Raw genomic sequence first — 25,079 nt, 5'->3', positions numbered from 1 at the left:
TTTATCGTGATCCAGTGTACGAGTGTTTGGTTTATGCCGCCACGTTCTGGGAACCGGTCTTGGACTCTGGAGCAGCCTTTTGAGCAGCTTGCTGGACGGTTTTATTGGGCCAGAATTGCTTCATGGCCAAGACCGCGACGGTGGACACCGCCACGCCGGCAAGGATTGCGACCAGGTAGGCCCAGAACGGATCGATGGCGAAGGCGACGAAGACACCACCGTGCGGGGCACGGGACTCGACCGACAGCGCCATGGAGATAGCACCCGTTACGGCACCACCGGCCATCATGGAAGGGATGACGCGGAACGGATCGGCCGCGGCGAAGGGGATGGCGCCTTCGGAGACGAAGGACAGGCCGAGTAGCCAGGCGGACTTACCGTTTTCCTGCTCAGCAGGGGTAAATAGCGATTTGCGGATGAAGGTTGCCAAGGACAGCGCGATGGGCGGGACCATGCCGGCGGCCATGACAGCGGCCATGATTTGCATGGAGGCTGCGTCGCCAGTGGACAATCCGGCGGTGGCAAAGAGGTAGGCGGCCTTGTTGACTGGGCCACCCAAGTCGACGCACATCATCAGGCCCAAGATGATGCCGAGCACTACGGCAGATGAGCCAGACATGGAAGACAGCCAATTTTGCAGGCCCTCCATCAGCGCGGCCAGTGGGGCGCCCAGCAACAGGTACATCGCCAAGCCAACGACCAGGGAGGTCAAAAGCGGAATGATGACCACCGGCATGAGGGAACCGAGCCAGCGCGGGACCTTCCAATTGCCAATCCACAGGGCGATAAAGCCGGCCAACAAACCGGTAACCAAGCCACCGATAAAGCCCGCGTCGAGCGTTACGGCGATAGCGCCGCCGACAAAGCCCGGCGCAATACCCGGGCGTCCGGCCAGGGCGTAGGCGATATAGCCAGAAAGTGCGGCAACGATAAAGCCCATCGCGGCCTGGCCAATCGCATAGAGCACCGCGCCTATATAAAGCGAGTAGCCGGAATGTTCGAACGACATCGTCTCACCGTCGACGACGATGTCATTGCCCGGCAGGTTGGACAGGGAATAATCGGTAGAAAGCGCTTGCCAGCCATTGGCCATATCGGCGCCGCCGAAGAGGAATCCGAGGGCGAGCAGCAGGCCGCCGGCGGCAACGAGCGGCACCATGTAGGACACGCCGGTCATAATCGCCTGTTGGATGCGCTTGCCCCAACCCAGCGATTTTCCTTCTTCTTCGGCGGAGGAGGAAGAGGCGGTGCCAGAGACCTTTCGGGCATTCGGGTTCTTCGCCGCCGCGATGGCTTCATCGAGCATCTTGCCGGGCTCGTTGATGGCCCGCTTGACGCCGGATTCGATGACGGGTTTGCCCGCGAAGCGTTCGCGGTCGCGCACGCCAACGTCCGTGGCAAAGATGACCGCGTCGGCAGCGTCGATGGTGGACTGCGAGACCGATTCATTATTGGACGAGCCCTGGGTTTCGACGGTGAGATCGACGTCGTCGTGCTCGCCGGCGGTTTGGGTGAGGGCATCGGCAGCCATGTAGGTGTGTGCGATGCCGGTTGGGCAGGCGGTAATGGCAACGATGCGGGTAGCTTGCGCCGAAGCACCTGCGCTTGCCGATGCCCCTTCCGCAGCCCCAGCTGCAGCCTCCGCGGTGTCCTGCTTTTTCTTCTTCGGCTTTTCCGCGTTGACGACAGCGAGGATTTCCTGGACGATTTCCTCCTTCGTCGACGCGGTGCGCAGAGCCTCTAGGAAGTCCTTGCGCACGAGGGCGCGGGCGAGCTTAGAAAGAATCTGCAGGTGGGCCTTGCCACTGCCGGCGGGGGCAGCGATGAGAAAGACCAACTGGGCATCGCCGTCGGGGCCGGAAAAATCCACGCCGCGGGTAAGGCGGGCGAAAGCCAGGGTCGGCTCGGTGACGGCCTCGGAACGGCAGTGGGGGATGGCCACGCCGCCTGGCACGCCGGTGCCGGCCTTGGCTTCGCGGTCGATGGCGGGCTGGGCGAGGCCTGCGACCTCGGTCGCGCGCCCGGTATCGTGCACCATGGTGGCAAGGTTGGTGATAACGGAGTCGACGCTATCGCCAAAGTCGGCGTCAAGCGCGACGAGGTCTGTGGTGATGAGATCGGATGCCATGATGGAAGGCTCCTTTAGCTAGAGAGCGGAGATGGAGGTTCGGGCGGTATCGAGTTCTTCGGGGCGGGGGAATTGGGTGCCGGGCTTTGCTGCCGCGGCGGTGCCATAAGCCACCGAGAGCGCGAGGGAATCTGCTGGCCCCTGCCCCTGCGTGCGCCCCAGTAGGTATCCAGCCAATGCGGCATCACCTGCGCCAACGGTCGATTTCACCGTGACGGGAGGCGGGGTGGCAGCCCATGCGCCTTTTGCGCTTACCAGCACGGCGCCGGCGCCGCCGAGGGTGACGAGCACTTCCTTGATGCCGCGCCCCACGACATCCCTCGCGGCCTCCACGACCGGGCTATAATCCCCGGCCGCAGCGGCGCGCTCGAGGGCGAGGCCATCCTGGCCGGTTAGCTGCCCTAATTCGAAGCCGTTGGGTTTGATGAGATCCGGGGCTGCGGTAGCGAGCTGCATGGCGATGGCCTTCATCGGAGCATCGGAGGTATCCACGGCGATGCGCGCCTGCGGGGCGGCATTGCGGATCTCCTTGATGAGGTCGGTATACCAGCCAGCGTCTACGCCCTTGGGCAGCGATCCGGCAAGGGCTACCCAATCGGCGGATTGGGCATGACGGGTAAGGGTGGCGATGAGGTGGTTTTGGGTGGCATCGGAAAGCAGCGGGCCCGGGCCGTTGACCTTGGTGGTCGTGCCATCTGGCTCGGTGATGGTGGTATTGACGCGCACGCCGCCATCCATGTCCACGTTGGCGTAGGGGAGGTCGACGTCGTGGATGAGGTTGATGAACGGATCGGCCGCGCGGGCAGGGAAGAGGGCTAGGGTTTCTTTCCCGGCGAGGTGAACCGCGTGGGCGACGTTGACGCCTTTGCCGCCGGCGACCTGGGTAACACTGGCGGCGCGGTGGACATCGCCTGAGGTCAGTTGCTGATTGAGCGCCAGGGTGGCGTCAATGCTTGGGTTTGGGGTGAGCGTGAGGAGCATCGAGAACTTATCCCTTTCGCAGTGTGCGTATATTGGGGGCCACACGCAGTCGGTCCGATTGGAACTCGCGCTTAAGCCCGCCGTTAATGTTTATTCTTGCCCGATTGTGTTGGAAAATCAATAGAAACCGTGTGGCATACATTGCATTTCTGTTGGATTTGTGATGATCTGGAAATAAATAAGCCGCTATCTTCGAAGGAAGTATCGCCATGGAAAATACGCTTCAGTCTACTGTTAAAGGAACCGGCGTTGTCGCTGGAGTTGCCTATGCAGAAGCCATCTGGGTGCGCCCTCGCCCAGACCTGCCCACTGAAGGAAGTATTGACCAGGAGGCCAGCAGCGAAGCCGAATACGATCGCTTCCTCGAGGCAGTCGATGTCGTTGCCAGCCGCTTGGAAAACCGTGCCGCAGCTGCCGAGGGCCAAGCCTCGGAAGTATTGACGGCGACAGCCGGCATGGTCAAGGACCGCGGGTGGCACAAGGCCGTGCGCAAAAACATCCGTTCCGGCAAGAATGCCGAGTTCGCTACGGTGGGAGCCACGGACAAGTTTGTCACCATGTTTGAGGCGGCCGGCGGCGTTATGGCTGAGCGCACCACCGATCTGAAGGACGTGCGCGACCGCGTCATCGCCCAGCTGCGCGGCGAGCAGGAGCCCGGTTTGCCCATGGTGGAGGGCCAAGCGGTACTTTTTGCCGATGACCTCGCGCCTGCCGATACAGCCACCCTGGATACCGCGCATATCCGTGCGCTCGTTACCGAGTTGGGCGGGCCCACCAGCCATACCGCGATCATCGCTCGCCAGCTCGATATTCCGTGCATCGTTGCCGTGGGAAACAAGCTGCGCGAGATTGAAAGCGGCACGCTCGTCTTCGTCGACGGTGCGCTTGGAACCGTGACGCTGGGCGCGGACGAGGCAGAATCCACCAAGGCGGTCGAAGAATATCGCGAGCGCGCCGCCCGCGTTGCCGAATGGACTGGACCAGCGCAAACCAAGGACGGCCACCGCGTGCAGCTTTTGGCCAACGTGGCCGACGGCAACGCCGCCCGCATTGCCTCCGACTCGCAGGCAGAGGGGATTGGCCTCTACCGCACGGAGCTGTCGTTTCTGTCCGCGAGCGAGGAGCCTTCCGTTGACGAGCAGGCAAAGATCTACAGCAAGGTCTTTAACGCCTACCCCGATTCCAAGGTCGTGGTGCGCACCTTGGACGCTGGCTCCGATAAGCCGATTTCTTATGCCACGTTGTCCTCGGAAGAGAACCCGGCGTTGGGTGTACGCGGTCTGCGCATTGCCCGCGATAACGAGTCCCTGTTAACCCGCCAGCTGGACGCCATCGCCCAGGCCGCGGAGTCCCGCGGCGGCGATGCCGAGACTTGGGTCATGGCACCGATGGTGGCGACGTCGAAGGAAGCCCAGTGGTTTGCGGAGCTGTGCCGGGAGCGCGGCCTGACCGCGGGCGCGATGATTGAGGTGCCCGCAGCAGCGCTGATGGCAGATAAGATCATGCCGCATCTGGACTTCGTTTCCATCGGCACCAATGACCTCACCCAGTACACGATGGCCGCTGACCGCCTGTCGCCGCAGCTGGCGTACCTCACCGACCCGTGGCAGCCGGCCGTGCTGCGGCTTATCCAGCACACCTGCATCGCCGGACACGAATACAACGTACCGGTTGGCGTGTGTGGTGAGGCCGCGGCCGATCCGCTATTGGCCTGCGTATTGACCGGCCTTGGCGTCAACTCCTTGTCGGCGGCGTCGACCGCAGTCGCCGGCGTTGGTGCCCAATTGGCCGAGCTGACCTTCGATCAGTGCCAGCAGCTTGCCGATGCCGCCCTCAACTCCGAAGGCCCCTCCGCCGCCCGTGCCGCAGCGATGGAGCAGATAGAAAAGTTCAACTAGCGGCATAAGGTTTCGCCCTCCCTACCTCGGTTGGAAATGGCACCGGGGTAGGGAGGGCGAAGTCGTGCGCGTAATGGAGCTATTCGCTGGCGAGCACGACATCGATTTCTCGCTCGCGCAGGGCATCGACGAAGGATTCCGGTGCGCCGGAATCGGTGATGACGACATCGATATCGGCAATGGAGGCGAAGCTCACCAAGTAGTCGTTTCCCAATTTGCTGGAATCACACATGACCACGACCTTGTGGGCATTTGTGACGAAGGCGGATTTGATGGCTGCTTCTTGGGAATCGGCCGTCGACAAGCCGTGATCGAGGGTCAGGGCATTGGTGCCGATGAAGGCGACATCGGCACGCATGAGCGCCATGGTGCGCAGGGCGGTATCGCCGACGACGGCCTGGGTGATAGCGCGTACGGTGCCGCCGAGGAGCTGGACATCGGGGACGCCGCTATTGGCTAGCGACAGTGCGATGGGCAGGCTATTGGAGACGATATTGAACTGCGCTTGCGGGTATTGCTGGCTAATGAGCTCGGCAAAGGTATTAATCGTGGTGCCGGCGTCCAGGAATATGCTGCCGCCGCCAGGGGGAAGGAAGTCGAGCGCGGCGTGCGCGATGGCGGCCTTGGCCCCAGATGCGGAACGCTGGCGGGTATCAAGCGTGAGCTCCGCGGTCTGGAACGCTTGCGAAGCAACGGCGCCACCGTGAACGCGGTGGACAACGCCCTCTCGATCCAGTACGGCCAAGTCGCGGCGGATGGTTTCGGCAGTCACGTCGAAACGCTCTGATAAATCGGTGACGTTGACGCGACCCTCGACAGCAGTTTGGGACGCGATTTGGCGGCGTCGCTCCTCTGCGTACACGGATCCTCCTTGCTCCTCGCCTTCGGCCGAGCGTGAACTCTATTTGCGAATGCACGCGCGCGGTGAAAGCTAAATCATGTGGGGTTTCTCCCTCCATTGTGTCAAAATTCGGCGGTAATCGGACGAAAACAAAAATCCAGATTTGTTCCGTTGTCTGGTTTGAACAAAAATTGCTGGTCAGTAAGTTCTAATTCCCCTAGATGAAAGTCGGCCCTGTTAGCGCTTTACTTACGGATCCGTTATTTTGGGGGTGCTTTATCAATAGGCCCCGCGCGCTTAAGTTGGCTTTTTGGGGCGCGCTTGCGAGGCAGAAAGGCGTGGAATGCGTTAAAACTCGAACGGCCCTGCTCCCCAAGCAAGGGAACAGGGCAGCGTACGACGTGCAAAGAGCGGGTTTCAAGAAAGCGGGCGCAGAGTGCAGGCGGCGACAAGAACTGCAGGCGAAAACTCGCGTGCGGCTTGGTTAAAGTAGCTTGCCGAGGCCTAGAGCTTGCGGAACACGGATACCACCTTTCCCATAATCTCTGCATCATCGCCGTTGATGGGCGGATAGGCATCGTTGTGCGGAAGGAGCCAAACGCCAGAGGAGTCGCGGTGGAATTCCTTGACGGTGGCCTCGGAGCCATCGAGAAGCGCGGCGACAAACTCGCCTTCCTCAGCCACTGACTGTGACCGGATGATGACCCAGTCGCCGTTGAGGATGCCGGCATCCTGCATGGAATCGCCCACAACCTGCAACATATAAAGCTCGCCTCCGCCGACGACCTCGTCTGGCATGGGGAAATACGTGTCGATATTTTCCTCTGCGGTGATCGGTGCACCGGCAGCAATGCGTCCCACGACGGGAATATAAGCTACGGCAGCGGACTCTTCAGCGCTGCGGGCAGAGGTATCGGTGGCCTCTTTAGATTTACGCCCCGGTTTCTTTTCGCCGTCGTCAGTATTGAGGTGACGCACATCGACCGCGCGTGGCTTATTAGGATCGCGGCGCAAGAAACCCTTTTCTTCAAGCTGCTTGAGCTGATAGGCCACGGACGAAGTGGATTGCAGGCCTGCGGCATCGCCGATTTCGCGGATGCTGGGTGGGTATCCGCGTAGCATCACCGCATCGCTGATGACGTTAAGGATGCGGCGTTGCCTTTCGGAAAGGGAAGCGTAATCGTTCTTTGCATTGCTTGCTTTTTTGCGGCCCATGTGCGGCTCCTAGCTAGGGGTCTGAGATTCTGCGGTCGTAGCTTGAAAAGGGACTGGGTGGCAGCTGCGTGCCATAACCCATTTGTAGCACGAAAAGTACAGGCGTTCGAGATTTGCGCCGAAAACTGGACAGGTTTTCGAAAGGGTGCTATAAATCGAACATAGAATCAATCTCGAACACAGGAGCGACATTGTGCTCCTGTCGTGTCAAGGGGCCGCTTTAGACTTATTGCGGTCGTCGAAAGGAAAAAATGTCTCAACTACTTAACTCTCGCAATAACATGGTTAAACAGCACTCGGCACGTCCACAGATCGTACCTTCAGCCGCCATCTGGGATATCGATGATCGTAGGTGGGGTGCGCAGCATCCCCGCTCTGGAATAGAAAAAATTAGGACGCTAGATTCTGAATATCGAACGAATCCTAAAGAGGATTCGAATATGTGGACTGACGAATATTCGCTGCTTAATGTGGCAAACAACGCGATTGAAAAAGACGATACACAGAGTTCACGCAAAAACTACCTGCTTGGTGCTGTGTTCGGCGCTGCGGTATTTTTTGGCACGGTCGTCGGTGGATTGATGGGCACGAGCGCTGAGGCACCGACTGAACCTGGTACTTCGGTACAGCAAGTAGAAGCAGCGATCGTTAAGTAATGCATCTAGTACTTAAGCGGGCGCTGGGAAGGCTCTAGGTTGGGCGTCTTATCTGCCATCAGCTTGCCTCCTAGGGCAGGGGTGACCTTGCTCGCTTAAGGAGGCAGGCATGCGGGCAGCACGAGTCTGGAGTAGCGGCGTCCGATTCTTGGCTTGGCCTCGGGAGTAAACTAAGCCGAGAAGCTAAATTAGCGAAAGGACTAGTGTGTACTGCCCGTTTTGCCATAACGAACAATCCCGCGTTATCGACTCTCGCGTGGTAGATGCAGGCGCATCGATACGGCGGCGTCGCGAGTGTGCTTCGTGTAAAGGGCGTTTTACCACTGTGGAAAAAGCTGTACTGCTGGTCGTTAAGAGAAATGGCCTTGCAGAACCATTTAGCCGGGATAAACTCATTCGGGGTGTCAGGCGCGCTTGCCAAGGCCGAGATGTTAGCGATGACGCCCTTAAAAAGTTGGCGCAAGAAGTTGAGGAAACCGTGCGGGGGCATGGGTCTTCACAGGTTAATGCCAACGAAATCGGGTTAGCGATCCTTGAGCCATTGCGTGACCTAGACGAGGTCGCATATCTGCGCTTCGCCTCGGTATATAAATCTTTCGAGAGCGCGGATGACTTTGAATCGGAGATTCGACTGATGCGGCGACGCGATCGCGGGGACCTTTAAACTGCGGGGGTTTAGGGCAGGCTCGAAGCAGCTTTAACTGGGGTTTTGGGCCCATGATTTTGGTGAGGCCGCCTAATTCTGACGTCACTGGCGGCCGAGAGAACAGATTTCCTTGTTGGTGACTGGCAGCGGTTTCTTGCCGACAGTGGTGCTTGGGCGCTAGCAGTGCTTGGGCAGCAGATGTGGCTGGGCAGCAGCTTTGGCTAGCTGGTGGGGTTTGGCCGGCCAACCAGCCAGCGATGGTGGGAGCGGAGCTCCCGGCGAGTGCCGGGAATGCGGTGATAGGAACGTCAGCGCAGCTTATCCACTGCCTTTTGGATTCTCCGCAGGGACACTGCGTGCGCCGTGCCGAGGCGCTGGGCAAATAGGGAGACCCGCAGTTCCTCGATCATCCAATGAATGTCCTTGACTTCGCGGGTCTTTTCGCGGCCCGCGGGGAGGTTTCGTAGGCGATTGGCCAGGTAGGCCTTGGCATTATCGACTTCCGCTTGGCGGTCCGCATCGCGATCCGGATCGAGCGACATGTCCTCTAGACGGATGCGCATTGCCTGGATGTAGCGGGGGAGATGTCGCAGGTGCGCGGCTCCGTGCACGGTGATGGCATTCGGCGGAAGAAGGAAATTAAGTTGCTTTTCCATATCGTCGATGGCGGGACCATCCCACTGGGAAAGCTCGGCGCGGAGGTTGGAGTACTCAGCTAGGCCTGGCGCGATCGAGACGATTGATTGTCGCACGCGGCCGGGAACCTGCGGTTTCACGGTATCCTTGAGCTCGGAAAACGCCTCTGGCGAGCGCACGGGGCCGCCGGCCTCGAGCATGAGGTCGCGGATTGCCGCTACGCGGGCGTCATTGACCAGCCCGTCGGCGCCGCCATGCGGATAAGAATCCACGGCGACGCGTTGCTGCAAGGGAAGCCCCTTGACCATTTGCGCGGTCGAGACGGAAATCTCGCGCATCAAAAGCGTGAGGGTGGTGGTGACCATGGCGGCATCGGCAGCCGCCTTGGTGGGGTGAACCTTAAGCTCAACGCCTTCCTTGGTGGCCACCAACGCTGGGTAGGCGGTGACCTCGTGGCCATCGACGGTGGTGGTGACGGTCTCGTCAACGGTGCCGAGGGTATCGTCGGTCCACTCGCTGACCGCGGTGGATTCGGCGGTGCGGCTTACCCGCGAGACGGATGATTTAATGTGGCCGGCCTGGCGCTCGCGCAGGGCGGCAAGGTCCCTATCAGAGTCGATGATGGTGCCACGCTTATCGATGGCCGCGTAGTTCATCCGCAAATGTTCCGGCAGCTTGTCCGGTTGGAAATCGGAGGCGTTGATGCCGTGGCCGCCGAGCTCGCGCAGGACATCGGCAAGCTGCTGGGTAAGGGGGCCTTCGAAGGGGATGAGGCGTTCCATGGCGCGCTCGGCAAATTCCGGCGCGGGCACGACGGTGCGCCGCAGAGCCTTGGGAAGGGAACGAATAAGCTCGTTGACGAGCTCGAACCGCAGGCCGGGGACGAGCCAATCGAAGCCCTCGGTATTGAGACCGGCAAGCATGGGAACGGGAACCATGACGGTGACGCCATCGAGGGGATCGCCGGGTTCGAATTTATAAGTCAGCTCGTAATCGATGGAGCCCTTGCGCCAGTGATCGGGAAAGGAGACTTCGGTGACGTCGTGGGAGTCATCGACAAGCGTGGCTGGATCGAAATTCAGCAGATCGGGTTCCTGGCGGCGCTTTTTCTTCCACCAAGAATCGAAATGCCGGCCCGTGGTGACCTTGTCTGGAATGCGCTGGTCATAGAAATCAAAGAGGGTATCCTCATCCACGATGAGACCGCGGCGGCGGGCCTTTTCCTCGTATTCTGCGGCCTCATCAAGGGCCTGCGCATTTGCCTTGAGGAAGTCGTGGTGCACGTTCCACTCGCCGGCAATAAGGGCGTTGCGGATGAACATATCGCGCGCAGCGACGGGATCCACGCGGTGGTAGGGCACGGTGCGATCCGCAACGATTGGCACGCCGTAGAGCGTGGATTTTTGGTGCGCGATGGCGGCCGCGCGCTTGCGGGACCACGTGGGATCGGAATAGTTGTGCTTGAGCAGGTCCGCGCCGAGCTTTTCCACCCACGCCGGATCGATGGCGGCAACGTCGCGGGCCCAGAGCCGAGAGGTTTCGACGAGCTCAGCCGCCATGAGGAATTCGGGCGGCTTTTTGGCCAAGGCGGAGCCTGGAAAGACGAGGAAGCGGGTATTGCGCGCGCCGTGGAACTCCTTGGAATTGCCGTCGCGGGCGCCGATATTGGATAGCAGGCCAGAAAGCAGCGCGATATGAATATCGTCGGAGCGGCGTTCGGTGCCTTCTTGGTAATCCCACCCCAGCTGCTTGGAGACGTCCTTGAGTTGGCGGACCAAGTCGAACCACTCGCGGATGCGCATATAGTGGAGGAACTCCTGCTTCATGCGCTTGCGGAATTTATTGCCCGATTGCTCATTGCGGGTCTGCTTGATGTAATCCCACAACTTCAGCATGGACAAAAAGTCAGAGGTCTTGTCCTTAAAGCGCGCGTGCGCCTGATCGGCTTGCGCTTGGTAGTCCAGCGGACGTTCGCGCACATCTTGGATGGTCATGGCGGCAACGATGACGATGACATCGTGGAGGCAGCCGTTGGTATGGGCCTCGATAAGCATGCGCGCCATGCGTGGATCGAGTGGGATGCGGGCCAAGTTGCGGCCGGTTTCTGTTAGCTTAGGCTTCTCGTGCTTATCCTGGAGCGCCCCGAGCTCGTGGAGGAGGTTGAGACCATCGCGAATGGCCTTGAACTCGGGGGGCTGGAGGAAGGGGAATTTCTCGATATCGCCGAGCTTGAGCGAGACCATTTGCAAAATGACGCTGGCCAGGTTGGTGCGCAGGATTTCCGGGTCAGTAAACTCCGGGCGGCTTTGAAAGTCTTTCTCGCTATAGAGGCGGATGGCGATGCCATCGGCCACGCGGCCGCACCTACCCGAACGCTGATTGGCAGAGGCCTGCGAAATAGGCTCGATGGGCAGGCGCTGCACCTTGGTACGCGTGGAATAGCGCGAGATACGCGCGGTGCCGGTATCCACGACGTAGCGTATTCCAGGCACGGTTAGAGAGGTTTCAGCGATATTGGTGGCCAAAACGATGCGCCTTCCGCGGTGATTGCTAAATACGCGGTGTTGTTCCTGGTTGGACAGGCGCCCGAAGAGGGGAGCGACCTCGACGTTTTTCCACTTCTTGGCCTCGATTGCTTCCATGGCATCGCGGATATCGCGCTCGCCTGGGAAAAAGCAAAGGATATCGCCCTCGCCTTCTGCCATGAGCTCCTCGATGGCCTCGGTTAAGCCATCGAGCGGGTCTTGATCCACCAGCTTTCCACCTGCCTCGAATTCGAGAGGGCGGTAGCGAATCTCCACAGGATAGGTGCGCCCGGATACCTCGATGATGGGTGCAGGGGTGCCATCGGGCTGGGCGAAGTGCTCGGCAAAACTTTCCGGATCGATCGTCGCGGAGGTGATGATCACCTTGAGATCGGGCCGCTTGGGCAGCAGCCGCTTCAGATACCCCAAGAGGAAGTCGATATTCAGCGAGCGCTCGTGCGCCTCATCGATAATGATGGTGTCGTATTTATTAAGGAAGCGATCGCGCTGCATTTCTGCTAGCAGGATGCCGTCCGTCATAAGCTTTACGGCGGTGGTATCAGAGACTTGGTCGTCGAAGCGGATGGCGTAGCCTACCGATTCCCCGATATTTTGGTCCAGCTCGGAGGCGATGCGCTCGGCGACGGTCCGCGCGGCAATGCGGCGCGGCTGCGTATGGCCGATAAGGCCGCGGCGGCCCCGGCCGATGTCGAGGCAGATCTTAGGGATCTGCGTGGTCTTACCAGAACCGGTTTCGCCGGCGATGATGATGACCTGGTTTTCTTCAATTGCGGCGGCGATATCGTCCTTGCGGGCGCTGACCGGCAGGGAATCGGGGTAGGTGAGTTGGGGGACGGCGGCATCGACAAGCGCCAGGCGATCTGTGGCAGCCTGGATATCCTGGCCGATTTCGCGCAGGGCCTTGGGGGCGCGTGTCTTCGACAGGCGGCGGCGGAAGCTGCGGGCCTCGGCGATGGTGACGTTGTCTAATGCGGCAAAAAGTTCATCGCGGCTAGGGGCCTGCGACGTCGTTGTTTCATGCTGTGTCATGGCTAGTCTATGAGCTTACCCCGGTTACGTGGAGTGGAAAAAGTTGCTATTGTGAAAACACTTGTCTAAAAGATACTTTTTCGTTGCGCCCAACCCGAATGTAGAAGGAAGGCACCGCTGATGAACGGCGATAAATCCGGTGGAAATGACGATTTTCCGCGCTATGAACCGACTGACCACCCAGAAGACCAGCCGAGCTACGGAAGCCTGCCTTCCTACGGCGGCAGCCACGAGAGTGGCAGCTACGAAAGCTCCGGCAACCAAGGATATGCGGGCTACCAAGCACAGGACAATACCGTAAATCCTGGCGGTTTTACCGGAAAGCCCTCGGCCATTGATTCGATTTCTTGGGCCTTTCGCACGGTATTTAAGAACTGGAAACTATGGATCCTTGGTGCCTTGCTCGTTGGCGTCATTGTCGTAGCTATCTCCGGCGTGAGTATGGCCGTTGCTCCTTCAGAGGGTGCGGATGCCTCCGGTGCGGGATCCATTGTGCAAATCGTGTCCTACATCATCACGGTCGTCGTTAGCTTGTTGGCGATGCGACTGGCGCTCTTCCAGATTGATGATCCGCGCACTGGATGGAGCTATGTGGGCAAAGACGTGCGGTGGTGGCAGCCGCTGGTGATTATGATCATCATCGGCATTATTACCTCGGTAGTCATGTTCATCTTCGTTGGGGGCTCGATTTTCCTCGGCCCAGACGCGGGCGCCGACGCCACCGAGGAAGAGGCGTTAGAGGCCATAGCGAGCTTTTTCGGAGTCTTAGCTGTAGTGTCTCTCATCAGCCTATTCATCCAACCGCTTTATATGCTGATGCAGTGGTTTGCTGCCGACGGTGACGGGATTGGCCAAGCCATCAAGAACGGATTTAAGGCCGGTAAGGGAAACTACGGCCAGCTCTTGCTGCTGACGGTGCTCAACGCGCTGATTGTGATTGCCGGCGGCATCCTGCTCCTGGTTGGCTTGATTGTCGCCGTACCGGTTACCTTACTGGCTACGGCTTATTTGTTCCGACAGTGCGCAGGCCGCGCGACCAGCCAAGCTGCGTAAGCGCTTTACCCTTATTTAAGGCCACCGAGGCATTGCTCCGGTGGCCTTAAACGTGCGTGGCGATTTTAGCCCTCCAGCGAGCGGGCGAGGGCATTTTCATAAGCAGCGGTAATCAGGGTGCCGAATTCGCGGAACTCTTCACTGCGTGCGGCAGAGGAGCGGAAGACGAGGCCGATTTCGCGCTCAGCGGTGACATCGGGGTCAAAGTAGGCTATGCCGAGGTTCTTGCCGTGGCATTCGGTGGCCAAAGCGGACTTGGGGATAAGGGTGCAGCCGAGCCCGCCCATGACCAACTGCATAATGGTGGTCAGTGATGAGGCGCGCGTGACGGAATTCGTTGCCTCTGCCGGGTTGACGTGGGCGTGCCGGCAGAGATCGACGATTTGGTCGCGGAGACAGTGGCCATCGTCAAGCAGCAGCAAATCCAAGTCCCGCAACTCCGCAACCTGGACGTCCGTACGCCCGGCGATGGGGTGATCGGGCGGGCTGACGATGGCGAAGTCCTCGGTGTACAGCGGGCTGTCGACCATGCCCGTGGCCTCTGAAGGCAAGGCGAGGACGGCTAAATCGAGGTTGCCGTTGCGCAGGCGCGCGATGAGGTGCTGGGTTTGCTCCTCCACAAAGCGCGGCTCAAGCTCCGGGTAGGTCTCCGTAATCTTCGCCAGCAAGTCCGGGAGGATATACGGGGCGATGGTTGGGATGACGCCAATGGTCAGCGGGCCGGACAGGGTGCCGTGGGCGCCGCGGGCATGTGCGAGGAAGGTATCGGCGGCCTCGAGGGTGGATTTGGCATAGGGCAGTAGGGTTTCGCCGGCCGAGGTCACGATGACCTTGCGGGTGGAGCGCTCGATGAGTTGCACGCCGAGCCCCTGCTCGAGCGCCACCAGCCCCTGGGAGAGGGAAGGCTGAGAGATCTCCAGCTTGGCGGCAGCGGTGCCGAAGTGCTTGTTTTCCGCCACGGTGACAAACGTGCGCAGCTGGGCAAGTGTTGGTCGATACTCTTTATTATGCATGCCTATCACTCTAACATTTATCTATAGGATTAGCTATTGACGTGACCGAAATTAATGGTATTGTCTTTGGTGTTGGGCCGGAGAGGGTCCGGCCCGTGGTCCTCGGTACGGGACTGTCGGAAACTTGAAAAAGATTACCCTTTTAAGAAGGAGTTGAAGAACATGCCTATCATGACCGTTGGCGAAAAGTTCCCAGAATTCGACCTCACCGCCCTGACCGGCGGCGACCTGCACGACGTTAACGCTAGCCAGCCAGAGGACTACTTCGAGCAGGTTTCCTTAGACAAGTACGAGGGCAAGTGGAAGGTCGTCTTCTTCTACCCCAAGGACTTCACCTTCGTTTGCCCGACCGAGATCGCTGCCTTTGGCAAGTTGGACGAAGAGTTCCAAGACCGCGATACCCAGGTGCTGGGCGGCTCCACCGATAACGAGTTCGCTCACTTCAACTGGCGCGCAACCCACCCGGACCTGAAGGAAGTTCCTTTCCCGATGTTCTCCGACGTGCGCCACGACCTGATCCGCGCACTGGGCGTAGAAAACGCTGACGGCGTTGCTGACCGCGCAACCTTCATCATCGACCCAGATGGAGTTATTCAGTTCGTCTCCGTTACCCCGGATGCTGTGGGCCGCAACGTTGACGAGGTTCTGCGCGTCCTCGACGCACTGCAGTCCGAAGAGGTCTGCGCCTGCAACTGGGAGAAGAACGACCCAACCAAGAACATCGACAAGATGGACGTTGTTCAGTCCCAGCTTTAAGCCTTAGTTATCAGTAGGTGCTTTCCCCGCTTTCTGGCGGGGCATGCACTTGCCCTGCAATTTAAATTACTGAGAAAAGATTTAGAAGGAGAAAGACCGTGTCTATCGAGAACTTGAAGTCATCGCTACCCGAGTACGCCAAGGACCAGAAGCTCAATCTCGGCGCGCTGACCCGCACGACTGAACTTAATGAAGAGCAGCTGTGGGGCACCCTGTTGGCTTCGGCGGCAGCTACCCGCAATGACACCGTGATTTCTGAAATCGCGGAAGAGGCACAAGAGCACCTCTCTGAGGAAGCTATCAACGCCGCTTACGGCGCTGCCACCGTCATGGCAATGAACAACGTAGCCTACCGAGCCAAGGGTTGGTTGGGCGATGACTACGCACAGGTTAAGTTCGGCCTGCGGATGAACTTCATCTCCAAGCCTGGCGTGGAGGACGCTAACTTCGAGCTGTGGAATATCGCAGTTTCCGCCATCAACGGTTGCGAGCACTGCTTGGGCGCACATACCCAGAAGCTCAACGATACTGGCGCGACCAAGGAGCAGGTCTGGGAGGCTATCAAGGTTGCTTCTGTCATTCAGGCAGTCGCACAGGCCGTCCAGATTGAGGCTGCGCGCTAAAAGCGCTGCTTAATCAGCCTTTAGAATAAGCCACCCCCGCGCGCTGCTCCCGGTTTCCCATAGGATACCGGTTGCAGCGCAGGGGGTGGCTTTTATCGTTTTACCCAACTCGCGCGTGCCTAATACTCGACGCGCAACTCCGACAAGCGGACTTCACCGGCTTCATCGGAGGCATCCAGATCGACCGTGGCGACGAATTGATAGGCGCGATCGCCTGCTGGGTCCTTGATAATTTGCCGCACGGGCCAGCTGCGGGAGCTTGATTCTTCCAACCGGAAGTACTCTGGTCCGCGCGCCTCAGGGCCGGTATCAATATCGTCGTATTCGTCAAAGTAGTCATCCAAGACGGCGCCAAAATCGGGGACCTCGTCCAGATAATCCAATACCTCGGCCAGGCGGTCTTCTTCCTCCAATGCGAAAAGCTGCGCGAGGCGGAACATGTAATTGCGCACCATGATGCCAAAGGCGCGACGGTTAGCAGTGAGGGCAGTAGGATCTTCGACGCCGAAGGCCAGCTCGCGGTCGAGCGTATCTTGATCAATGGGGGAGTCTTCGCCGGCCATCTGCGCCCATTCATCGACAAGCGAGGAATCCACCTGGCGGATGAGCTCGCCCAACCAGACAATGATGTCTTCAATTTGGGGCGTCGTATATTCATCGGGGATGGACTGCTTAAGGGTGCGCCAGGCATCGGTAAGGTAGCGGAGGATAACGCCCTCAGAGCGGGCTAAGCCGTAAGTGGCCACCAAGTCCGAGAAGGTCATGGCATTTTCCACCATGTCGCGCACCACGGATTTCGGCCGCAGCTCGAATTCCTTTACCCACGCATTGGTCTCCGCGAAGGTATCGTAGGCCTGCTCGAGTAGCTCCTCTAGAGGCTTGGGCCAGGTAATATCTTCCACGATATTCATGCGGTCGGTATAGTCCACCCCGTCCGCCTTGAGGGCGGCAATTTCTTCCCCGCGCCGCTTCTTCTGCTGGGCTTGCAGTACCTGCCGGGGATCATCGAGGATCGCCTCAAAGACCGAGATCACATCAAGGTGATAGCTCTCCGCCTCCGGATCCAACAAGGAGAGCGCGGCCAAGGCAAAGGGGCCGAGGGGCTGGTTCAGAGCAAAGTCGCGCGGCAATTCCCGCACGAGGTGGTAGGGGCGGCCGTAGATATCCAGCCCCTTGGTGGATTTTTGGACCACACCGGAATCTAGCAATCCGCGGAAGAGGTCGAGGGCGGTGAGGATATCCTTGTTCTGCTTGCTGCGGGGATCGTGATTATCGCGCAAGAGGTGGCGCATATGCGCATAACCATCGCCGTGGCGGGCTAAGACATTGAGCAGCATCGAATTCGAGACCCGGAATTGCGAGGTCAATTGCTCCGGTTCTGCTTCCGTCAACCGCGCAAAGGTCTTCTCGGACCAGGAGACCTCGCCCTCGCGTGCGGATTTCTTCTTGAGTTTTTTCAGCCGCTTCGGGTCATCGCCAATGCGCCTGCGGGCCTTGGCATTTTCAATCTCGTGCTCGGGGGCCTCGACGACGACGGTGCCTTCCGTGTCATAGCCCGCACGCCCAGCGCGCCCCGCAATCTGGTGGAATTCGCGGGATTTCAAGATGCGCTGGCGTTGCCCATCAAACTTGGCCAGGCCGGTCATCAACACGGTGCGGATGGGCACGTTGATGCCCACGCCCAAGGTATCGGTGCCGCAAATAACCTTGAGGAGGCCGCGTTGTGCAAGGCGCTCCACAAGTCGCCGGTACTTGGGCAGCATTCCCGCATGGTGGATGCCAATGCCCTTGCGAAGCAACTTTGAGAGATCCTTGCCAAAGGCGGTGGTAAACCTGAATCCGCCGATTTCTTCAGCGATTTCCGCTTTTTCCTCTTTGCTAATGATGCCAGAAAGCGAGGTCAGGGCTTGGGCCCGCTCGGCCGCCTCGCGCTGGGAAAAGTGCACAACGTAAATGGGGGCCTTGTTATCGGCGAGCAGCTCTTCGATAGTTTCGTGTACCGCGCTGAAAACATAAGAAAAATCCAGCGGCACCGGGCGGGTAGAGCCGGCCACCAGATTAGTCTCGCGCCCCGTGCGGCGGGTGAGGTCTTCTTGCAGCCAGTCGGTATCACCGAGCGTGGCCGACATCAAGAGGAATTGCGCCTTGGGCAGTTCCAAGAGCGGCACCTGCCATGCCCAGCCGCGGTCAGGATCGGAGTAGTAGTGGAATTCATCCATGATCACCTGGTCGATGTTGGCCTCGGCGCCATCGCGAAGCGCGATATTGGCAACGATCTCAGCGGTGGCGGCGATGATGGGGGCATTGCCGTTTACGGTGGCATCGCCAGTCATCATGCCCACGTTCTCTGCGCCGAAGATTTCACACAGCGCAAAGAACTTCTCGCTTACCAGCGCCTTAATGGGCGCGGTATAAAAACTCCGCTGCCCGCGGGCGAGGGCGATGAAATGTGCGGCGTTGGCCACCATGGACTTGCCCGAACCCGTAGGGGTCGCGAGGATGACATTATCTCCGGCCAGGATGCCGAGCGAGGCCTCCTCTTGCGCGGGATATAGATTGATTCCCTTGCTGGCGGTCCACGAGTTAAAAGTATCCCAAATGGCCTCATCGATGAGGGACTCGGGGACTTCCGTTAAATCTGGCAGCTGTTGAGATAAGTTCACCCCCACCACCTTAGCGGCGATGGGGGCGGGTTCGTTAGATATCGTCGCCTAAGTCTCTGTCATCGTCATCAGCAGAGTCTTCGCGGTCATCAATATCGGTATGGATAATCTCTTCGCTATCGGCCTCATCGAGCGAGGCGAGGAAGGCCTCGAATTCTTCGCTGATTTCCTCAGCGCTGGGCACGGCTTCCTCGCCCGGCATGATGGCCTGCGGGTGCTCCTGACGGTAGCGTTCCATGAAGGCATCGTACTGCTGCTCCAATTGCTGGACCACGCCCTCAATCTCTTCCGAGCCATTGACCTGCTCATCCAGCTGGCCCTCGACGCGGGAAATATCCGCCTCGATGCTGCCCAGCGGAATATTCAGCCGGGCGGCCTTAGCCACGGAGTCAAGGAGCTCCAGGGTCGCCTGCGGGTACGGGGACGCGGCCAAGTAATGCGGCACGTGCGCGGTATAGCCCGCTACCGTCCGGCCCTTATCCGCCAAGGCCTTTTCTATATAGAGCGCCGCGGCACCAGGAACCATCATCGTCGAATCCATCTTGACCATGCCTTCCGTCAGGCGGGAGGTAGTACCGTGCGCGGTGACCACGGTGGGGCGGGTGTGCGGCACGGGCATCGGCGCGGCGTAGAGCATGATGGTGTCTTCAATATCGAATTTCTCCACCAGCTTCACTACCGCCGTGGTAAACGCTTCCCAGCGCATATCCGGCTCTGGGCCAGACAGAAGAAGGAAAGACTTGCCGGAATTATCCCGGAGGACCTTCAAACCCAAATCCATGGGTTCTACCTCTAGGGCCCGGTCATTATCGATGGTGATGGCGGGGCGGCGGGAGCGGTAATCGATGAGCTCATCAGAGTTAAAGGAGGCTAGCTGGCGGTTTTCCAGCGCGGCCTTGAGATGATCGGCGCTCGACTCAATGGCCTGGCCTGCATCGGCATAGCCGTGCATGGCAACAATCATGGTGGGGCCTTTTCCTTCACCGGAATTGTCCTTAACCACCGGAGCGGGGTACTCCAATTCGTACATGCTGCGCTCTTCTTCGTGCATGATGTGTTACCTCCTTGGTCTCTTAATCTAGATCAACGACCGCCAGGACCGCACTATTCCCACACGCACTCAGTTCAGTGTTCGCGGAGTAGTTAAATAACCCATTATGCCCTAACGAGGAAACCCGCGCTAGGCCCGGTGCGGTGGGCCTGTGCATAACTGCTTGCCGATGCCCCTTTCCGCCCACCTTATCCACAGATTTCGGCCCTCTGCCTGTGATGGGCTTTCGGTACTTGCCGCAGGCCCCGAAGCTAGAAGCCATGAAGATCACAACACCACAAAAGCCCATCCGTACACCCGGCGATATCCTTGCCAATATTCCAGGAATCCTCGGATTCTTCCCAGCAGAATCAATCGTCCTCATCTCCATCGAACCAACCTCAGAAGGCCGCACCATGGGGCCAGTCGCGCGCGTAGACCTTTCCGATGTCCCCGCAGCCCTCGCAGAGATCATGAGCGCTTTTCACTGCGGTAATCCCGAAGTCGTTCTAGGCTTTATTATCTCTCAGCGCGAGGAAGTAGAGCTCTGGGAGATGATCGAGGCGCTCTACCACTTCGAAGATGACAGGGGCACCGGAATTGATGCCTGCTGGCTGGTGGAAGAAATCGCCACATCCACCGCCTACGACCTCGTATTCGGCTTTAGCACTGGGAACGGGAAGGGCCCGATGAAAGCCTGGACCGAAGGGACCATTCCCGCTATTTCCACCAGCTCTTCCATGCGCGCCTGCGTAGAAAACGGCACTTTGCCGGAGCTTTCCCGAGACGAACTGGTGCAGCAATTCGCCCCGCATAACCCGAACTTCGGCCAAGAAGAAATCGTGTCCATGCAGCGCTGCGCCGAGGAATTGTCCCGGCAGATGCGCGCCGGCCACGGGTATGGAACAACGGATCCAACCCGGGTGGTTCAGCATCTCATCGCGGATGTGCAGTATGTATTAAGCGAGGTAGAAACCCTGGAAGAGACCCTGGATAACGAAGAATTACTTTGCGTCGGAGCAATGTGGATGTCGACGACGTGGATGCGCGACTTGGTCATCCGGGACCTCGTCGAATCCCCGCACGCGGCCGGCACCTTGCTTTTGGCCACGGCGCGCACTTTTGGCGGAACCATCCGCTATAACGCCCTAGCGTTATACGCAGCGACCCAGGTGGCGCAGAGGTTCGGACTCTACGCCGGCCCGGCGCTGACCGTCGCCATCGATGAGGCGCCGGGGCACAATTTGAGCCAGCTCATCGCCCGGGCCTATCGCAGCGGCATGGGAGAGCGCCTCATTACTAGCTTGAGCCGCGGGTGCGACGCCGCGCGGGAGGCAGCGGGGATTGATGCCGATGGTTTTGTTTAGCCCCGCGTTTTAGCGCCGTGCCGAATGCGCCCGGTCTCCCAGCTGCCGAGTGAAATTCCACGCATCGGTCACGATAGTTTCCAAGTCCGTGCGCTGAGGATTCCAATCCAGCTCCCGCTTGATCTTCTCTGAGGATGCAATGAGCGTGGCTGGGTCTCCGGCACGGCGTGGGGCAATCTCCGCTGGAATCTCGTGGCCGGTGACTTTCCGGCACATCTCGATGACCTGCTTGACCGAGTATCCCTCGCCGGAACCCAAGTTATAGATTCGGTGGGTCCCAGGGGTATTGCTGTGCAGGGCGAGCACGTGGGCATCGGCAAGATCGCGGATATGGATGTAGTCGCGCACCGGCGTTCCATCCGGGGTATCCCAATCCGTGCCAAACATGAAAATTTTATCGCGGTGCCCCAGAGCAACCTGCAGGACAATGGGGATAAGGTGGGTTTCAATCTCGCGGTTTTCTCCGATGGAACCGTAGGCGCCGGCGACGTTGAAATAGCGCAGGGACGTAGCGGCGAGCCCAAACGCCTGGGTAAAAGACGAAATCATGTAGTCGATAGCTAGTTTGCTAGCGCCATAGGGATTCGTGGGCTGGGTCGGCATGTCCTCAGTAATAGGTACCTGAGCCGGTTCGCCGTAGGTGGCCGCGGTGGAAGAAAAGACGAGGCTTTTCACATCGTTATCGCGCATGGCGTTGAGCAGGCGCAGCGTGGTCACGACGTTGTGCTGCCAGTATTCGTCCGGCTTTTCCACGGATTCACCGACGAGAGAGCGGGCGGCGAAGTGCAGAACGCCCTCGAAGCCGCCTTCACCCAGTACCTCTGCGGCCTTGTCTGCCACATCGCCTTCTACCACACGGGCCGAGTCCGGTACGGCATCGCGGTTGCCCGTAGAAAAGTTATCGATGATGGTGACGTCGTGGCCTTGCTCAACGAGGACTGCGGAACACACGCTGCCGACATAGCCGGCGCCGCCAGTAACCAAAAGCTTCATGACCTAGACCTCCACGCGCACAGCGTGCGCCAGATCATCTGCCAAGGTGATGACCTTACCCGAGGGAGTGGTAAGCGAAATGGTGCCGCCATTATTAACCACGGTAACTTCGGTGCCGATGCGGATTCCAGCCTCTGCGAGGTCCCGGAAGGTAGCCTCATCTACCTGCAGAATCTCATTGATCTGGATAATCTTGGCGGACTTCTCTTCGCCATCCGGGAGATCGATAGCCCGCGTCCCAATCGCTGGTTCGGGGACCTGGAAGCCCAGTTGCGCCAGCGCCGGAATGGGGTTACCAAAAGGCGAGCGGCTGGGGTCATCGAGGACCGATACCATGCGCTTTTCTACCTCTTCGCTCATTACGTGCTCCCAGCGGCAGGCCTCATCGTGGACCTTGCTGATATCGAGCCCGAGGACATCAGTAAGCAAACGCTCCGCGAGTCGGTGCTTGCGCATAACCGCCGTGGCCAATTCGCGTCCCTTTTCGGTTAGATCCAAGCTCCTGTCCGAACGAACGTGGAGGAGGCCATCGCGCTCCATGCGAGCAACGGTTTGGGATACGGTAGGTCCGGACTGCTCTAGGCGTTCCGCAATCCGGGCGCGCAGGGGAGTGATGCCTTCTTCTTCCAATTCATAAATGGTCCGAAGGTACATCTCAGTAGTATCAACGAGGTCCCTCACGTGGGCATACCTTTCTTTGAAAACAGTAATGCGTGCCGTGCGCAAAGCAGACAGCGCTTTTTACATTCTGTATCCAGACTAGCTTAAGTTGCCCTAAGTTTGCTGGAGAGATTTTAAGGAGACGAGTTTGCGCTCGCCGCTTGCATAGAGAACGCGACCTCGAAAGCGCACTGGGAAAATTCTCGGCGGCACAGTCGAGGTCGCGATTAAAGAAGGTTCAGGAGGCGAAGAGTTCTATTGCGCGTACTCGCGGAGGCGATCGGCGCGGTTGCCATCGCGCAACTTCGCCATGACCTCACGCTCGATTTGGCGTACGCGTTCGCGGGAGAGCCCGAACCGGCGACCAATCTGGTCAAGGGTGCGTGGCACGCCGTCATCCAAGCCGTAGCGCAGGCGGATGACGTCCTGCTCGCGCTTTTCTAGCGTATCGATGACACCGCGGATATCGGAGTGGCGCATAGAGGCCACGACGGCGGTCTCAGCATCGGTAGCCTCAGCATCTTCGATGAAGTCGCCCAATGGGGCTTCCTCGTCAGTGCCGACAGGCATGTCGAGTGAGACGGGATCGCGGGACTGGCGCAGCAGCATCTCGATCTTGTCCTCATCGATGCCAGATTCCTCGGACAGTTCCTCATTGGTCGCCTCGCGGCCCAAGGACTGATACATCTCGCGCTTGATGCGGGAAAGCTTATTTACCTGTTCCACAAGGTGGACTGGGAGGCGGATAGTGCGCGACTGATCTGCCATGCCGCGGGTAATGGCCTGGCGGATCCACCACGTGGCGTAGGTGGAAAACTTAAAGCCCTTGGCGTAATCGAACTTTTCCATAGCGCGGATAAGGCCAAGGTTGCCCTCTTGAATGAGGTCCAATAGCGGCATTCCGCGGCCGGTGTAACGCTTGGCCAAGGAGACTACGAGGCGCAGGTTTGCCTCCAGCAGGTGGGAGCGGGCCTTCTTGCCCTCGCGGGCCAAGATCTTCAGGTCGCGCTTTTCTGCACGGGTCAGCTTCTCCGCGTTATTGAGCTTGTACTCTGCATACAGGCCCACCTCAATGGTTTGCGCGAGTTCAACCTCGTCCTCAGCACTGAGCAGGGCGGTCTTGCCGATTCCGTTGAGGTAGACACGTACCAAGTCAGCGGAGGGGTTGTCATTGGTTTGATTGCGGCGAGACCCGCGGTCTACTTCCTGTTCCTCATCAGTAGTGGCAGTCGAAGTGCCATTGGCGGTGTTGGCAGATGGATTCGTCATCTTTTCAGCCTCCTGAAATTGTCGCCTGTTTCAAGAAGTACAACGGTGTGAGAACGCAATTAGTTCCCACGGATCCTGAAATGTTTAAAACGGCGACGTGCCGGGCGCTTTGCTCCACCTTTTTGGGGGCGTCGGCAAGCGCATGCGCCACGTGGATGCAAGAAGTTTGCCATGTCCACGTGGCGGGGGAGTTTTAGCCGCGGACTTGTACGAGGTAGCGATATACCGTGGGTTCAGATACGCCGAGCCTTGCGGCCGCGGCGGCGATGCCACCCTTGAGCAGGAAGAAGCCAGCGTCTTCAAGGGAAGCGATGACTTCGAGCCGTTCGTTGCGCTGCATCGCCTCGACCGGAGTGGAGTGCGTGGAAATCGCGGAATCCAGCATGGAGTCCAGAAGGTGCTCGACGTTGGAACGCAGTGATTCGCTATAGGGCGCTTCCGGCTTTTTATTCGCCGTCGCTTCAGATGCCGGAGTTTTTGGCGGTGTGGTGGTGTCGGGGTAGCCACCGAAGGCCTTCGCCTTATCGATGGCCGGTTCGGTGCCACCGATCATCGCGTTAGCGGCATCGCGGATTTGGATCAGCTCGGATAATTCCACATTGATACAAAGCATGCCGCGCATATGGCCGGTGGTATCGCGCAGGAAATAGCTTGAGGAGCGGCACACTTTCCCCTCGCCATTGACCGCGCGGTATCCCGTCATCATTGGAACGGCCGCCGCGTCGCCCTGTTTCATGAACCAGAGGGCAAAGTCTGTGACCGGGCCGCCTAGTTCGCGTCCAGAGATGTGGCCGTTGGCAATGGCGATGATGGATTTATCGGGTACATCGAGATCATGAAGCACGATTTCGGTGTTAGGGCCCATGGCCTGACCGAGGAAATCGACGAGTGGTATGTACTGCTCGAGGAAGTTTTCTTCGGGGGCATGGCTGCTAGAAAGGTTCATTAGCTGAAGCATGTCCTTATAATTCCTGTCAGATTATTGATAAGGTACCACAAAGTAACGACAAAAGGAGGCGAGTAACCGGCCGTGGCCAAGTACTCACCTCCTTATATGGCGCTCTTTCCGGAGCCTA

The 25,079-nt window shown here is 59.0% G+C and carries 19 protein-coding genes; 7 read left to right on the top strand and 12 right to left on the bottom strand.

Going from position 1 to position 25,079, the window contains the following annotated elements; translation table 11 throughout:
- Positions 1–31: 31 nt before the first annotated feature.
- Together ACLI1T_RS06940 and ACLI1T_RS06935 are read right to left on the bottom strand one after the other, a co-directional pair.
- On the bottom strand, positions 32–2,128 hold the full coding sequence (locus tag ACLI1T_RS06940) for a fructose-specific PTS transporter subunit EIIC (RefSeq protein WP_411702272.1): 2,097 nt from the start codon (positions 2,126–2,128) through the stop codon (positions 32–34).
- An 18-nt stretch (positions 2,129–2,146) separates the two neighbouring features.
- Positions 2,147–3,109, bottom strand: a complete 963-nt coding sequence (locus ACLI1T_RS06935; protein WP_411702271.1) for a 1-phosphofructokinase family hexose kinase — start codon at positions 3,107–3,109, stop codon at positions 2,147–2,149.
- Between the two features lie 209 nt (positions 3,110–3,318).
- Between ACLI1T_RS06935 and ptsP the strand changes: the two genes are divergently transcribed.
- Complete coding sequence (ptsP, locus tag ACLI1T_RS06930; RefSeq protein WP_411702270.1) at positions 3,319–5,007, top strand: phosphoenolpyruvate--protein phosphotransferase; 1,689 nt, start codon at positions 3,319–3,321, stop codon at positions 5,005–5,007.
- A 79-nt stretch (positions 5,008–5,086) separates the two neighbouring features.
- Here the strand turns inward: ptsP and ACLI1T_RS06925 are convergent, their stop codons facing one another.
- Positions 5,087–5,869, bottom strand: coding sequence for a DeoR/GlpR family DNA-binding transcription regulator (locus ACLI1T_RS06925; RefSeq protein ID WP_023022711.1), 783 nt, complete (start codon positions 5,867–5,869; stop codon positions 5,087–5,089).
- Between the two features lie 483 nt (positions 5,870–6,352).
- Positions 6,353–7,063 (bottom strand): transcriptional repressor LexA, encoded by a 711-nt coding sequence (gene lexA, locus ACLI1T_RS06920; RefSeq protein WP_023022709.1) that lies wholly within the window; start codon positions 7,061–7,063, stop codon positions 6,353–6,355.
- Positions 7,064–7,314: 251 nt separating this feature from the next.
- On the opposite strand from lexA, the gene ACLI1T_RS06915 reads away from it, so the two are divergent.
- Both ACLI1T_RS06915 and nrdR read left to right on the top strand, forming a co-directional pair.
- Positions 7,315–7,719, top strand: a complete 405-nt coding sequence (locus ACLI1T_RS06915) for a hypothetical protein (protein ID WP_156904616.1) — start codon at positions 7,315–7,317, stop codon at positions 7,717–7,719.
- Between the two features lie 205 nt (positions 7,720–7,924).
- Entirely contained in the window at positions 7,925–8,383 is a 459-nt protein-coding gene (gene nrdR / locus ACLI1T_RS06910; RefSeq protein ID WP_023017363.1) for a transcriptional regulator NrdR, read from the top strand.
- 290 nt (positions 8,384–8,673) lie between these two features.
- Here nrdR and hrpA read toward each other — a convergent pair whose 3' ends face one another.
- Positions 8,674–12,576 carry an ATP-dependent RNA helicase HrpA gene (hrpA, locus tag ACLI1T_RS06905; RefSeq protein WP_411702269.1) on the bottom strand — a complete coding sequence of 1,301 codons (3,903 nt, stop codon included), beginning with the start codon at positions 12,574–12,576 and terminating at the stop codon, positions 8,674–8,676.
- A 120-nt stretch (positions 12,577–12,696) separates the two neighbouring features.
- On the opposite strand from hrpA, the gene ACLI1T_RS06900 reads away from it, so the two are divergent.
- A complete protein-coding gene (locus ACLI1T_RS06900) occupies positions 12,697–13,629 on the top strand; it encodes a hypothetical protein (protein ID WP_349868264.1) in 933 nt (310 codons plus the stop codon).
- A 65-nt stretch (positions 13,630–13,694) separates the two neighbouring features.
- On the opposite strand, the gene ACLI1T_RS06895 is transcribed toward ACLI1T_RS06900, so the two are convergent.
- On the bottom strand, positions 13,695–14,642 hold the full coding sequence (locus ACLI1T_RS06895; RefSeq protein ID WP_284782100.1) for a LysR substrate-binding domain-containing protein: 948 nt from the start codon (positions 14,640–14,642) through the stop codon (positions 13,695–13,697).
- A 162-nt stretch (positions 14,643–14,804) separates the two neighbouring features.
- Here ACLI1T_RS06895 and ACLI1T_RS06890 point away from each other — a divergent pair, with 162 nt between their 5' ends.
- Both ACLI1T_RS06890 and ACLI1T_RS06885 read left to right on the top strand, forming a co-directional pair.
- The gene (locus tag ACLI1T_RS06890) at positions 14,805–15,398 is read left to right on the top strand and encodes a peroxiredoxin (protein ID WP_349853674.1); all 594 of its coding nucleotides are present in this window, start codon (positions 14,805–14,807) and stop codon (positions 15,396–15,398) included.
- Between the two features lie 98 nt (positions 15,399–15,496).
- Positions 15,497–16,021: a carboxymuconolactone decarboxylase family protein gene (locus ACLI1T_RS06885; RefSeq protein ID WP_023022695.1), complete on the top strand. Its 525-nt coding sequence runs from the start codon at positions 15,497–15,499 to the stop codon at positions 16,019–16,021.
- Between the two features lie 119 nt (positions 16,022–16,140).
- On the opposite strand, the gene ACLI1T_RS06880 is transcribed toward ACLI1T_RS06885, so the two are convergent.
- Together ACLI1T_RS06880 and ACLI1T_RS06875 are read right to left on the bottom strand one after the other, a co-directional pair.
- Positions 16,141–18,684 (bottom strand): DEAD/DEAH box helicase, encoded by a 2,544-nt coding sequence (locus ACLI1T_RS06880; protein ID WP_411702268.1) that lies wholly within the window; start codon positions 18,682–18,684, stop codon positions 16,141–16,143.
- A gap of 34 nt (positions 18,685–18,718) precedes the next feature.
- The gene (locus tag ACLI1T_RS06875) at positions 18,719–19,735 is read right to left on the bottom strand and encodes a PAC2 family protein (protein ID WP_349853676.1); all 1,017 of its coding nucleotides are present in this window, start codon (positions 19,733–19,735) and stop codon (positions 18,719–18,721) included.
- Positions 19,736–19,995: 260 nt separating this feature from the next.
- Between ACLI1T_RS06875 and ACLI1T_RS06870 the strand changes: the two genes are divergently transcribed.
- The gene (locus ACLI1T_RS06870) at positions 19,996–21,081 is read left to right on the top strand and encodes a DUF4192 domain-containing protein (protein WP_411702267.1); all 1,086 of its coding nucleotides are present in this window, start codon (positions 19,996–19,998) and stop codon (positions 21,079–21,081) included.
- Positions 21,082–21,090: 9 nt separating this feature from the next.
- Here ACLI1T_RS06870 and galE read toward each other — a convergent pair whose 3' ends face one another.
- The 4 genes from galE to ACLI1T_RS06850 form a co-directional block, all read right to left on the bottom strand.
- Positions 21,091–22,074, bottom strand: coding sequence for a UDP-glucose 4-epimerase GalE (gene galE, locus ACLI1T_RS06865; RefSeq protein WP_411702266.1), 984 nt, complete (start codon positions 22,072–22,074; stop codon positions 21,091–21,093).
- Between the two features lie 3 nt (positions 22,075–22,077).
- A complete protein-coding gene (locus ACLI1T_RS06860; RefSeq protein ID WP_349887743.1) occupies positions 22,078–22,755 on the bottom strand; it encodes a metal-dependent transcriptional regulator in 678 nt (225 codons plus the stop codon).
- 234 nt (positions 22,756–22,989) lie between these two features.
- On the bottom strand, positions 22,990–24,003 hold the full coding sequence (locus ACLI1T_RS06855; protein ID WP_023022683.1) for a sigma-70 family RNA polymerase sigma factor: 1,014 nt from the start codon (positions 24,001–24,003) through the stop codon (positions 22,990–22,992).
- A 193-nt stretch (positions 24,004–24,196) separates the two neighbouring features.
- Positions 24,197–24,961, bottom strand: a complete 765-nt coding sequence (locus ACLI1T_RS06850; protein ID WP_411702265.1) for a transcriptional regulator — start codon at positions 24,959–24,961, stop codon at positions 24,197–24,199.
- Positions 24,962–25,079: the final 118 nt, after the last annotated feature.

Source organism: Corynebacterium tuingiense (assembly GCF_046718165.1).
In the GTDB taxonomy this organism is placed as follows: domain Bacteria; phylum Actinomycetota; class Actinomycetes; order Mycobacteriales; family Mycobacteriaceae; genus Corynebacterium.
Note: the sequence above shows the minus strand (reverse complement) of the source record. Positions and strands in the feature narration are given on the sequence as shown.